Below are 11,977 nucleotides of genomic sequence, written 5' to 3'. Positions count from 1 at the left end.
TCGGTTGAATCACTGATGAGTAACGCCCGTTCGTAGTGAGGACTTTAGTCCTATCTCTGGATAGATAAAAAGTAAAGTTCTTACTAGGAACCCGATCGAGAACCTAATTGTGAGCTTAACTCCGGCGATCTAATTGGTCGGTTGAGTTGGCTGCTGTTTGGGCAGCACAACTGTAAATACGCTGCCTTTACCGAGATTGGTGCTAATAGCAATTTCGCCGTTAAACGGTTTTAAAAGTTCAAGGCAAGTATAAAGTCCGAGGCCAGTTCCTGTCGGTTCTCCTTCGGTTTTTTCTTCGCCTTTAGGTGGCTTTGATGTGTAAAAAGGGTCAAAGAGTTTTGATAAATCTTCAGGTGCTATACCGCATCCGTTATCTGAAATATCCATGTATATGTTAGAGTCATCTTGCCTGGTCACTATAGTTAGTTCCCGGATTTTCTTTGCCCACATAGCATCCATTGCATTATTGATTAAATTATAAAAAACTTGAGATATATAGGAATAAATTAAGGGAATAGTGACAATTTCTTCGTCATAAAAATATTTTTTTCTAATCTTATTTTTAAAATACATATTTCCTTCCAATAACTGAATTTCTCGCTGTACTAAATCGTTGATATTCACAGGCTGCAAATCTTGCTTTTGCTCTTCTCTGCTTTTCATCATCAGAGTATCCATAATCTGATTAATTTTTGTGACAGCTTGAAAAATATACTTTGTATAATTAAAAAAAGAGTCTTCTTGCATTTCTGTGGCTTTTGTTTCAATCAATTCGACGCTAGTCTGGATTACTTGCAGCGGACTTCTGAAGTTGTGCACCATGCCCTGAGTCAAACGTCCGATGATTGCTGTTTTTTCCTGGTCGATCAATTGCTTGGTTTTTTGTTCGACAAGTCTTTCTAGGTTTTGGTTGAGGTGGGCGAGTTCGAGGTTTTTTTCTTCGAGTTTTTTTTGCAAGCTGCGGATTGTCAGGTGAGTTTCAATGCGGCTCAATACTTCTTCGTGCTGGAAGGGCTTGGTGATGTAGTCAACGGCTCCTGTCTGAAAGCCTCTGACTTTATCGAGGGTGTCGGAAAGGGCGCTCATGAAGATGATGGGAATGTCTCGCGTTGACTGGTCTGCTTTCAAACGCAGGCAAGTTTCAAAACCGTCAATTCCTGGCATCATGATGTCCAAAAGAATTAGGTCGGGATGGATGTATTCGATTTGCTCGATCGCGCTTTCGCCGTCTAGAGCCACTAATACTTTATAGCCGTAATTCCTTAACAGCTCGAAAAGTACGTCGAGATTGGTTTGGTTGTCATCTACAATTAGTATGATGCTTCTTGTGGAATTCTGATCTTTCATATTCAACGGAAATCTTCAAATTTTTGATTTGTGGGTTGTCAATTGTGACTTACAATCGGATTCAACTAATGTTCTGCGGCTCTAGAAACCCCGTTGCTTCGTAGATGATTCTATTTGCAACCACCGTTTTAGGGCGAGAATGTTCAGTTAACAGTGTTTATTTTCTGCAGATCCCCTAAATCCCCCGGATAGTCGGGGGACTTTGATCGCTTCGGGTTCCCCCATTCTTCAAGGGGGCTAGGGGCGATCGGGTTTAATCCAAGCGTATTGCGTTATTGACAATGACGATCGGGGCGCGAGATTTAACTAATTTTAAATTTTCTGTTAACTACCCTCAATGTTAGGACAAATGTTGCTTCAAAAAGTCTCGAATTTGCTTGAGCTGAAATCCTTTAGTAAGTTGCCGCAGGCGATCGACGAAAGGCGCTAATGTCGGATCTGAATGTTCGAGTTTAGCAATTTCCTCCAGAATAGCTTCAATATCGCCCATTGCAGCCAATCTTAACAAGACCAAGATTGACTCTGAGCTAGGAGACACTATTGTTGAGTCAGCAGCAGCAATCTCAGATGATATTTTGGGAGTTTGAGCTTTCCGTTTTTTGGTTCCTGTTCCGTCTTCGTAAATCCATTCTAGTCTCAAATGCAGGCGCAATAATTCTAAAAGCTCGTTAGTTTGAATCGGCTTGGTGAGAAAATCATTGCAGCCTGCAAGTATACTCTCTTGCCTCGTAATCTCGTAGACGCTAGCAGATAAAGCAAGGATAACCGCATCTTTTAATTCCGGCAACTGTCGCAGCAGCTTGGTAGCTTCCCAACCGTCCATTACCGGCATCAACAAGTCCATTAAAATTATATCCGGTAGAAATTCCTGTGCTTTTTGCAAGCAGTCTTCGCCGTCTACGGCTTGGGCGATTTCAAAACCCAAACGAGAAAGCATCCTGTTTAGGATGGCGCGATTTACTTCGTTATCGTCCACTATCAGCACTTTCCGCTGGCGGCCGCTAAAACCGACAAGCCGGCGTTTTTCTTGCGGGGCGGGGAGTTGAGAAGACTCGGCGACTGCGGGCAAGTCTAGATCCAACCAAAATATGCTGCCTTTGCCGGAGGTACTTTGGACGTGAATTTGACTGCCCATCATATTGACTAATTTTTGACTGATGGAAAGCCCCAGTCCGGTACCTTCGACGAAATTGCTACGATCGCCCACTTGATGAAAAGGCAAAAATATTTCTTCTAATTTATCCTGCCCGATGCCCATGCCAGTATCTTCGACTTGAAAGCGAATTTTAGCAACTCGTAATTGCTTTTTATTTGCTGCTGAAATTATCGCTTCGCCCGCTTCTTGTGTTGCCATCTGCGGGTTTAAATTTGCGATTAAATTGATTGTTTTATACGCTACTTTCGGTGTGAATTTAAATTCGGGGCTGTTAATTTGAGGAGGTTCTTCTACCGGATTTTCTGCATAACCGACTTTGAATGTTACGCCGCCGCTGTTAGTAAACTTAACTGCATTGCTGAGCAAATTAATCAAAACTTGGCGCAACCTTTTTTCGTCAGCCAAAATTGTGTTTGGCAGCGCTGATACTTGCTCATAATTAAAGGTTATTCCTTTTTGTTGCGACCGCATCTGGAACAAATCAACAATACTTTTAACAAAACTGGGAAAATGCACGTCTATTGGTGACAGTTCCATTTTACTAGCTTCGATTTTCGAGATGTCTAAAACGTCATTGATCAGCGTTAGCAGATGGTTGCCGCACTGGTGGATGCTGTTGAGACTTTCCTGCTGATCTGCCGTTAAATTGCGATCGGTTTTTAGCAGTTGAATGTATCCTAAAATCCCGTTCAAAGGTGTCCGCAATTCGTGGCTCATGTTGGCGAGAAAGTCGCTTTTAGCGCGATTGGCGGATTCGGCGGATTCAGCGGCTAATTGCAGGGCGGCTTCTGCTTGTTTGCGATCGGCAATTTCGGTTTGTGCTTGTTCAAATAGGGTCGATTGCTGGATCGCGATCGCCAACTGCACCCCCAATTGTTTCAGGCACTCTGCCTCCATTTTTTGCCAGGGACGCGGGCCCGTGCAGTGGTGGGCAATTAACAGCCCCCACAAGTTTTTGCCTTGCAAAATCGGCACTACCAGACTCGCTCTCACCTGCAACCCAGCCAACAAAGTCAAGTAACATTCGGCGATGCCGGCATTGTAAACATCATCTGTGGCTCTAATTCTACCGTCTTGGTAAAGAGAAGCGTAGGTTTCTCCAAAACAAGGGTCGTAAATTTCTGTTCCTAGAATTTGTAGGGAATTGTCAGCTACCGACTCGACAGCGATAAACCCGCTCCAATCCGACTTAAATTGGTAAATAACAGTGCGGTCTACTTGCAAAAAATGTCGCACTTCTTCGACAGCGTTGGTGAGAATTTCTTCGAGATTGAGAGAAGAACGAATGCGCTCCATCATGGCTGCTGCCAACTGTTCGCGCTTTAATTGCTGGTGCAAAAGTGCTTCGGCTTCTTTGCGTTGGGTGATATCGGTAATGACTGCAATTAAGCCGATAGAATGGCAATTTTTATCTTTAATAGTGTCGGCTCGCACCAGGGCGGTAACAGCTTCACCGCTCTTAGTTTGCAGCGCAATTTCGCCGCACCAAGAGCGACCTTGGCGAATGTTTTTATAGATTTGTTTGTAAGTTTTAGGCCGGAGATAAAGGGCGGCGCGATCGCCGAGAGCGTTGAGTTCTTCTACTCTGTAGCCGTAACGCTGAATGAAGGCTTTATTGTGGTAAAGAGACCGCCCTTTTAAGTCGGCGATGGCGATCGCGTCGCTGGTACTTTCGACGGCTTGAGTGACTTGCAGCAAAGCTAATTCTACTTGTTTGCGATCGCTGATATCCGTCATCGAACCCACCATCCGCAGGGGGTTGCCGGCTTCGTCCCACACTGCTTGAGCGCGGGCTAGCACCCACTTGTAGCTGCCGTCTTTGCACTGCAAGCGGTATTCGGCGGCGTAATTGAGGGTTTGGCGATCGAGATAATCTTGGAGCGCTGCTTGTACTCGATCGCGATCGTCTGGATGGATGCGATCGATCCATTCGCTGTTGCAACTGTCGATTTCGCCGTCTGCATAACCGATAATTTCTTGCCAGCGGGCAGATCGAAAAGCTTCATCTGTTTGAAGATTCAGATCCCAAATTCCGTCTTGATTGCCTTTAAGAACTAACTGCCACCTTTCTTCACTTTTACGCAATTTTTCTTCAGCTTGTTTGCGCTGAATGTGAGAAGCTAATTGAGTCGCTACCGCCTTGACTAACTCTACTACGCGCGGCTCCATAATCGAGCGAGAACGCTTGCAAAATAGTAAAACTGCCAGCACCTGAGATTTAGTGCGAATCGGTACTCCGAAACAAGCTTTCAACCCCATTGCTGCCGCCATTTGCGATCGGGTAAACAACGAGTTATTGACGGCAGAAATATCTTCCATCCATTCTATATTTTGGGTTGACCAAATCCGTCCCGGCACTCCCACTCCGGGGGCGAATCTAATTTTCTTACTTTCGCGGCCGAATTTATCTAAATCGCGATCGCTAGCATACCAAGTTTTACTGTGTTCCAAAACACTAGCATTAGCTGCAGGTATCCAAGCTTCCGCAAAATTCCAGCCGATCGCATTGCACAACAACCGCAAAATATCCGGGAGGGCGCTGTGAAAATCTGCAGACTGACTAATTGCTTGAGTTGCCGCCAGCAACAGCTTAATTTCATCTTCTGCTTGCTTGCTTTCAGTAATATCAGTTCCCGTACCGAGAATTTGTTTTAACTTACCATCTGCTGTTTTAGCAAAAACAGTATCTCGGCTGAGAATCCAGCGCCAAGAACCATCCTTATGCCTGACGCGGTATTCAATTTCAAATATATCCCCTTCAATACCAGTTTCGACTTGCTGTAAATAATCAGGCATTTTGATAGCATCTTCCGGGTGGATGAAACTTGAAAGCATCCACGGCCCGAGCGCCAAAATCTCCTCTACCCTATAGCCGAGAATGTGATAAATAGAAGCATTCGCATAGATATTTTTTTGTTCTATTAAGTCACAAACATACAAAATATTAGGACTTGCCTCAGCAATTCGGGCACCGAATCGCTTACTATCTTGCAACTCTGCTTCAGCTTTCTTTTTCGCAGCAATGTCGCGAACAATGCAGATTAATTCGCCGCCTGGCAGGGCTGTCAGCGAGATTTCTTGAGGGAATTTAGAGCCGTCGCGGCGGCAGCCTACAGATTCCGTACTGCAATAACCTTGCTGCACTACAGCCGGCATAATTTCCTCCTCCAACCTTGCAAGTTCTGCGCCTGTATAACAGATTTTCCAACTCTTACCCAACATTTCTTCAACGGAATTGTAACCGTATATTTTGAGTTTAGCTGCGTTGGCATAAATCAGCTCTCCGCTGGCATTGATAATGCCGATGCCTTCGGAAGCGGCTTCCATTGCTGCGGCTTGTCGCTGGAGTTTTGACTCGAAACGTTTGCGGCTGGTGATGTCGCGGACAATCGCGATAATTTCGTCATCCGTGCAGAAGACAATTCGCGCTTCAAAATGGCACAGTGCATCCTGAATTGGCAGTTGATATTCTAGAACTTGAATCTCGCCTGTATCGAGGGCTTGTTGATTAGCGGACAATATTTTTTCAGCAAAAGTAGACGGCAATATGTCTTGTGCTTTTTGGCCAATAAATATGTTTGCCGGTACTAGAGTCTGGAGGTCTTTTGCTGGTTTAAAGTCTACCAAAGTACCGTCGGCGCGACAGCGAAAAATCATGTCTGGTATCGCGTTTAAAAGAGCGCGGTTGGTGGCTTCGCTCTTACGTAATTCAGCTTCAGCTTGTTTGCTCAATGTTACATCGCGTCCCCCTGCATAAATTAAACCTTCTTCGGCAAAGGGCGATGCCGTCCACGACAGCCATTTATAACTACCATCACGGCAAATATAGCGGTTTTCTAAGTTAATGACGGGGTTGCCATTTTTTAGTGTTTCTACTGCAGCTTTAGTTATTACTCGGTCTTCGGGATGCAAGAATTCTAGAAAAGGTTTGGCTATAAGTTCGGCTATGCTGTAACCTAATAGATTTGACCAAGCGGAGTTTAAGCGTTTGAAATAGCCGTCAAAACCTGCAATGCAAAGTAAATCTAGGGAAATATTAAAGAAGCGATCGCGCTCTTGCTGGGTTTGTTTTAATTCAGTGATATCCATCACCAAACCGTCCCAAATTATATCACCGTTGGCTTGTTTTTCCGGTTTTGCAGCGCCTTGCAGCCATTTCACTCGTTCTCCCACAACTTGCCGCCACTGGTGTTGCCAAGCTTGCTGGGTTGCCGCTGAATTTGCGATCGATCGCTGCAACTCTGAGATATCGTCAGGATAAACTGTTGCAAAAGGCAAATCGGCATTTTTTTCGATTTCTTCGGGTCTTAAGTTGTAGAGCTGAATACTACCTGAAGAAACATAGGGGAAAAATATTTTTCCCTCAAGAGATAGCCGAAATTGATAAATCATTCCCGGCACGTTGGCAGCCATTTTTTGAAATCGAGCTTCGCTTTTCTGCAGCGCTATTTGCTGGCGCTTGTACTCAGTCACATCTCGCATTGTCCCGACCAACATCTTAGTACCGTTGGCTTTATTAAAAATTGTCTTTTTTGTAGATATAATTCGCTTTTTGCCTGCGGAATCAGTAAAGGTTTCTTCTGTTTCTTGAGCCTCGCTTCTTTTGAAAACTTCCAGGTCTTGCTGTGCAAAAAAATTGGCTTGTGCTGCGGGTAAAAACTCGTATCCAGATTTCCCAATCAGTTCCGATCGCCTTTTGCCCATCAACTCGCAAAAAGCGTCGTTTAATACAACCCACCGATGCTGCTCGTCTTTGACAAAAATCGGATCGGGAGTAGCATCGATCGTGTGATTCAAAAACTCTTTTGATGCTTTTAATTCATCTTCGTAGCGGTAGCGATCGCTCACGTCCAAAATTACTTTAATCATCCGGTCGATCGAGCCGTCTCTGCCGCGAATACAGCGCAGCGAAACTCTCGTATAAATAGTTTTTCCGTCTTTTTTGCGCCACCTTTTATCTAAAACATAGCCTTCACTTTTCCCTGCAAAAATTTTATTTAACTGCTCTAAACTTGCCTGCAAATCTTCAGGAAAACTCCAACTTTCCCAATTGCCCTGCAGGAGTTCTTGGCGGTTGTATCCCAGCAAATCGCACAAAGCATCGTTAACTTCCAACCACTCGCATTTGCCCACTAAATCGGGGGAAATTGGAGGAGCAATAATTGCAATTCCGACGAGGGAATTTTCGACTACCGAGCGATATTTTTCTTCACTTTTTTGCAAAGCTTCCTGGTTGTGCTGCCGCTCGACTGCGTAGCGGAGCGATCGCATTAATAATTCGCTGTCAATTTTTCGCTTGACTAAATAATCCTGAGCTCCTGCTTGGATTGACTGCACGGCAAGTTCTTCATCGTTGCGGGCAGTCAATACGACGATCGGAGTATTGAGGCTGTATTCTTGTATCTTGACAATTGTACTCAAGTCTTGGCTGTCTGGCAGGGAAAGGTCTAGTAAAATTACATCAAAATGTTCGCCGCTCAAAAGTTGCTGCGCTGTGCTGAGACGGTCTGTACAGCTTACAGAAAGCCTTTGCGCTTCTGGTCTCCTGACGTTTCTTTCTAATAATAATTCTTCGATCAGCTCGGCTTCGGCTTGATTATCTTCGACCAACAGAACTTTAAAGCCGTTTTTATTTCCGGTTGAGTTCAAAACTGATATCATATACCTTGTTTTTTGTCATAAGGCAATCGAGCTAACTATTATAGCATATAAATAATTGAATGGCAAAAAAAAAACGCTGCTCAAAGTTGAAAAACTGCTGGTTTAACAACTACAGCCTTTGGAAGGTAATATGAGTTATTACTCGCCGGGAAAAAGGTAAGTGAGCATGGAAAAAAAGCTCGGAGTTGACAATTTTTATTACCAATTACCATTACAAAGGCTATACAATAGAATTAAGTTGCATAAATATTCGATCGCTCTGTTAACCGCAGATTTCCCAAGGTGCGACACAGATCGAGGCAGATAATTCAATAATTGAAAGCCATTGATGGCAACTGAAATCTAATACTCTAGAACGAGTGTTTGCGCTCCGATTAGGTTAAGCCAATCAGGAATCAAACTTTTGCGTTGCGGTTTTGAGAAGTTCGGTTTTTTCAATAAACAAAGCTGCTTGGTGTTGTGTTTTTTGGGCGATCGCCCCCAGCAACCAATTCTTTTTTGCCCGTAGATTCGGCTACCAACACAATCCCAGCCCTGTCCCCGCACAGCGCGGTCAGTGCAAAAAAACCGTGGCAACTATCTTAGATATTCATCTGTTCGCCAGGTTTTTTTTATAATAGCTTACATAAAATCCCCAGAGCCATTTCTTAACTTTTTGCAATAATTTTTTTTCTACCAGTCTTGCTATTTATAAAAAAAGTGATAATATTGAAATATAGGCAATCAAAAACTCTGCTGGATACGGCCTAGGGAAAAAATCGATAAACTTCGCAAGAAAAATACCTTAAAAAGTTGACAGCTTTTTGTTGACTGTCTTTCGCCCGGCCCAAAAGCGATACACAACTTGAAGGCAGAACTCGCGATCTATCCAAAAGTTGAGACGATAGTTTAAGCTTGCGGATTCAAATGATGTTAACAGTCAACAGTCAACAGTCAACGCCTGAATTTACTATTTCGATGAAGAGAGGATTTTATCTAAACCCCAGATGAAAGGCGAATCGACACAGATCCAGGCTATTTCATATTATTGGTGAATGAATGGAAGAGGTACAATCTCAAATCTCATACAGCGGTTCTTAAAACAGTGAGGTATGCCCTAGGCCAGATAGTACCTCATAGGAGAGCTTGACAGGCTATATCAACTGACAGAACAGAAATGAAGTTGAGAGGAAAAAACTCATGCTAGAAAAATTAGCAAGTCAACAACAACTTTTAATTCCTAAAGAAAAAGCCTTAGTATTGTGGTTTGATGAAGTCGGGATCGCCGATATCCCATTAGTAGGCGGTAAAAATGCTTCTTTGGGCGAAATGATCCAACAGCTAAAACCCAAAGGAGTCAGCGTCCCCAACGGATTTGCAACTACAGCATACGCTTACCGCTACTTCATCTCTGCGGGGGGTTTAGAAGCAAAATTGCGCGAAATATTTGCTGATTTAGACGTAGAAAACCTGCACAACCTACAACAAAAAGGCAAGGAAGCGCGCGGATTGATTCTGAGTACACCATTTCCAGAAGAACTGCAAGCGGCGATCGCAGATGCTTACGAAAAATTGTGCGATCGCTACGGCGAGGGCACCGACGTAGCAGTACGTTCCTCCGCCACCGCCGAAGACTTACCAGACGCGAGTTTCGCCGGACAGCAAGAAACCTACCTCAACGTTCACGGCTGCACCGGCGTGCTCGAATGCTGCCACAAATGCTTCGCCTCCACCTTCACCGACAGAGCAATTTCCTACCGCCAACTCCGAGGTTTCGACCACTTAGAAGTCGCTTTATCCGTCGGCGTGCAAAAAATGGTGCGATCGGACTTAGCATCCTCCGGCGTCATGTTCAGCATCGACACCGAAACCGGCTTCAAAAATGCCGTATTAGTTACTGCTGCCTACGGATTAGGAGAAAACATCGTTCAAGGAGCCGTAAACCCCGACGAATACCTAGTTTTTAAACCCACATTAAAACAAGGTTTCCGCCCAATTCTCGACAAACTGCTCGGTACAAAAGACATCAAAATGGTGTACGATCTTGGCGGTTCAAAATATACCAAAAACGTCTCAGTATCGCCAAAAGAACGCGGCAAATACGCCATTAACGATGACGAAATTCTGCAACTAGCACGTTGGGCAATACAGATCGAAGAACACTATTCCCAAGTGCGGGAAACCTACACGCCGATGGATATCGAGTGGGCAAAGGACGGCAATACTGGCGAACTTTTTGTCGTCCAAGCGCGACCGGAAACAGTACAATCACAAAAATCCGCTACAGTTTTGCGGAACTACAAATTGCACGGTTCCAGTGCAGTTTTGGCCACGGGACGCGCCGTGGGCGAAGCGATCGGACAAGGCAAAGCCCATATCATTTTAGACTCTCACAAAATCGCCGAATTTGAAGCTGGAGAAGTTCTTGTCACCAACAAAACTGACCCGGATTGGGAACCGATTATGAAAAAAGCCAGCGCCATCGTCACCAATTCCGGCGGCCGCACTTGCCACGCTGCCATCATTGCCAGAGAAATGGGAATTCCCGCAATTGTCGGCACCGGCGACGCTACGACAGTGTTGCAAAACAATCAAGAAATTACTGTTTGTTGTGCCGAAGGAGACGAAGGCAAAGTTTATTCGGGTTTATTGGAGTTTGAAATACAAGAAAGTGCGATCGACAATTTGCCCCGCACCCGCACTCAAATTTTAATGAATGTCGGCAACCCAGAAGAAGCTTTTAGTTTGTCAGCAATTCCTTGCAACGGCGTAGGCTTAGCGCGGCTGGAATTCATCATCGCCAACCACATCAAAACGCACCCCCTAGCACTGATTCACTTTGACGAATTGACCGACGAATCCGTCAAGCGTCGAATTGGCAAACTTACAGCACTTTACGAACACAAACCAGATTTTTTTACCGACAAATTAGCCTGCGGAATTGCCACCATCGCCGCCGCATTTTATCCCAATCCTGTCATCGTGCGGATGAGCGATTTCAAGAGCAACGAATATGCTAATCTTTTGGGAGGGCGGCAGTTTGAACCCAAAGAAGAAAACCCGATGATTGGGTGGCGCGGCGCTTCTCGCTATTACGACCCGAATTACCGCGAAGCTTACGCTTTAGAATGCAAAGCATTGAAGCGAGTTCGCGACGAAATGGGCTTGACAAATGTGATTCCGATGATTCCGTTTTGTCGCACGCCGGAGGAAGGCCGAAAAGTCTTAGCTGAGATGGCAAAACACGGTTTAGTCAAGGGTGAAAACGGCTTGCAAGTTTATGTGATGTGCGAATTGCCCAGCAATGTCATATTTGCTGATGAATTTGCCCAGGTTTTTGACGGATTCTCGATCGGCTCTAACGATCTAACTCAGCTAACATTAGGATTAGACCGAGATTCTGCTTTAGTCGCCCACATTTTTGACGAACGTAATGAAGCTGTAAAGCGGATGATAGAAATTGCCATTAAAGCGGCGAAAAAGTACGATCGCAAGATTGGGATTTGCGGCCAAGCACCAAGCGATTATCCTGAGTTTGCTCGATTCTTGGTGGAGTTGGGAATTGATTCGATTAGTTTGAATCCCGATTCGGTTTTAAAGACTTTGTTGGATGTTGCGAAGGTGGAGGCTTCTAGTACATTGATGGATTTAGCGGCGGATGTTGCTAAGGTTTAATCGTTTTGGTTTTTGAGAGGAACCGGATTTTTTCCAACCGTTCGTAGTGAGGATTTTAGTCTTCTGATTTAAAGAGGATTAAAGTCCGAACGAGCGAACCTATAGCAATCCTAAATCATTTGTGAATTTCTTACTCCCTCCCCGCGGGTTCGGGGAGGG

3 protein-coding genes are annotated in these 11,977 nt (G+C 44.6%); 1 reads left to right on the top strand and 2 read right to left on the bottom strand.

Annotated elements, in window-relative coordinates; translation table 11 throughout:
* Window positions 1–129 precede the first annotated feature (129 nt).
* Entirely contained in the window at window positions 130–1,347 is a 1,218-nt protein-coding gene (locus AACV78_RS10395) for a hybrid sensor histidine kinase/response regulator (protein ID WP_194008490.1), read from the bottom strand.
* A 340-nt stretch (window positions 1,348–1,687) separates the two neighbouring features.
* On the bottom strand, window positions 1,688–8,164 hold the full coding sequence (locus tag AACV78_RS10390) for a PAS domain S-box protein (RefSeq protein WP_194008489.1): 6,477 nt from the start codon (window positions 8,162–8,164) through the stop codon (window positions 1,688–1,690).
* 1,179 nt (window positions 8,165–9,343) lie between these two features.
* On the opposite strand from AACV78_RS10390, the gene ppsA reads away from it, so the two are divergent.
* On the top strand, window positions 9,344–11,818 hold the full coding sequence (gene ppsA / locus AACV78_RS10385) for a phosphoenolpyruvate synthase (protein ID WP_194008488.1): 2,475 nt from the start codon (window positions 9,344–9,346) through the stop codon (window positions 11,816–11,818).
* Window positions 11,819–11,977 lie beyond the last annotated feature (159 nt).

Source organism: Tychonema sp. LEGE 07196 (assembly GCF_963890365.1).
Taxonomy (GTDB): domain Bacteria; phylum Cyanobacteriota; class Cyanobacteriia; order Cyanobacteriales; family Microcoleaceae; genus Microcoleus.
This window is presented reverse-complemented; position numbering and strand designations above follow the sequence as displayed.

What these genes read in the sequence shown, in the direction of transcription:
- AACV78_RS10395 (WP_194008490.1), bottom strand. Translation starts at nt 1,347, where the DNA reads ATGAAAGATCAGAATTCCACAAGAAGCATCATACTAATTGTAGATGAC.
- ppsA (WP_194008488.1), top strand. Translation starts at nt 9,344, where the DNA reads ATGCTAGAAAAATTAGCAAGTCAACAACAACTTTTAATTCCTAAAGAA.
- AACV78_RS10390 (WP_194008489.1), bottom strand. Translation starts at nt 8,164, where the DNA reads ATGATATCAGTTTTGAACTCAACCGGAAATAAAAACGGCTTTAAAGTT.